The organism is Streptomyces sp. SDr-06 (genome assembly GCF_003324565.1).
GTDB lineage: Bacteria > Actinomycetota > Actinomycetes > Streptomycetales > Streptomycetaceae > Streptomyces.
The window spans coordinates 1-1936 of the sequence record NZ_QOLA01000065.1 but is presented as its reverse complement, the minus strand read 5'-3'; the positions used below and the strand labels follow the sequence as shown (position 1 = coordinate 1936).

Annotated in this window: 1 pseudogene; it reads left to right on the top strand. The window is 67.4% G+C overall.

Annotated elements, in window-relative coordinates:
* Positions 1-111 precede the first annotated feature (111 nt).
* Positions 112-1936, top strand: a pseudogene (locus DT019_RS38965) (hypothetical protein); the annotation flags it as partial.

Below are 1936 nucleotides of genomic sequence, written 5' to 3'. Positions count from 1 at the left end.
GCCACCCCCCTTGCCCCATCGGGAAGTTGGAGCGCTGGCACCTCAACCGGTGACTTCACCTGGACCTACCCGGTCAGCGTGCCGGCCCCGCTGGGCGGATCCGCTCCCGCCGTGGCGCTTTCGTACGACTCGGCGAGCCTGGACGGCCGGACCTCGGCCACCAACAACCAGGCGTCGTGGGTCGGTGACGGCTGGGACTACGACCCCGGCTTCATCGAGCGTTCCTACAAGCCGTGCTCGAAGGACGGCCAGCCCAACACGGTGGGTGACAACTGCTGGTCGGGCGAGAGCATGACCATGTCGCTCGGTGGCCGCTCCGTGAAGCTGGTCAAGGACGACACCACCGGCACCTGGCGGGAGAACAGCGACGACGGCTCGCGGGTCGAGCACCTCACCGGGGCCGCGAACGGCGCCCAGAACGGCGAGTACTGGCGCGTTACCACGAACAACGGCGTGCAGTACTACTTCGGGCTCAACCACGCTCCGGGCAGCACCACCACACCCGCGACCAACTCCACTTGGACCGCCCCGGTCTTCGGCAACGACGCCGGTGAGCCCTGCCACGGAACGACCTACGACACCTCCTGGTGCCAGCAGGCGTGGCGCTGGGCCCTCGACTTCGTCGTGGACGCCAACCAGAACGTCACCACCTACGCGTACAACACCGAGTCCAACTACTACGCGCGGGGGACCACCAACACCCTGACCCCGTACATCCGTGGCGGCTACCTGACCGCCATCACCTACGGTCAGCGCCTGCCGGACGTCGTGGCGGGGAAGAAGGCCGCAGCGCAGGTGCTGTTCACAACCGCCGAGCGCTGCATCCCGGACGCGAACTTCACCTGTGCCCCGAATCTGCTGACCACCGCGAACGCTGCTCACTGGCCGGATGTGCCCTTCGACCAGAACTGCCCCTCCACCGGCACCTGCTCGAACCATGCCCCCTCGTTCTGGAGCACCAAGCGGCTCACGACCATCACCACCCAGGTCCTGGTCGGCACCGCCTACTCCACCGCAGATACCTACTCCCTCACCCACCAGTTCCCGGCCTCAGGTGACACCAACAAGCCGTCCCTGTGGCTGGCCTCGCTGACCCACACCGGAAACGACGGTGGCACGGCAGCCACACCGACCGTCACCTTCCTGGGACAGCGGATGGCCAACAGGGTCGGCGCCGTCGACAACATCCCGCCGATCTTCAGGCTGCGGATCAACGCGATCAACACCGAGTCCGGCGGCCAGATCAACGTCGTCTACAAAGACCCCGAGTGCGTCAACGGCACCCACATGCCCGCCGCGCCCGACAGCAACACCATGTCCTGCTACCCCGTCTACTGGACGCCACAAGGAGCAAGCGACCCGGTCCTCGACTGGTTCCACAAATACCTCGTCCAGCAAGTGACCGAGGTCGACAAGACGGGCATCGGCGCGGCCACCAAGTCCACGTCGTACGAGTACCTCGGCGGCGCCGCCTGGCACCACGACGACGAGGAGCTCGCCGACCCCAAGAACCGCACCTGGGGCCAGTTCCGTGGCTACGGCGAGGTGATCACCCACACGGGCGCCGCCCCGCAGACACTGACCCAGTCCTCCACGCTCTACCTGCGCGGCATGAACGGCGACGTGAAGGCCGATGGCTCCAAGCGGTCCGTGACCGTGACCGACTCGGGCGGCGGGACGATTGCCGACGACGACCAGCTCGCAGGGTTCTCGCGCGAAAGCCGTACCTACGACGCCATCGGCGGCGCGCTGAAATCGGCCACCCTCAACGACCCATGGGCGGGCCGCATCACTGCCACGCACAAGCGGACCGGACTGCCCGACCTGACAGCCCGCCAGGGCGGCATCGCTGCCGTGCACCAGCGCGCGCTGCTCGCGGACGGCACTTGGCGCAGCACCGAAACCGACACCACCTACAACTCCGACGGGCTCGTCA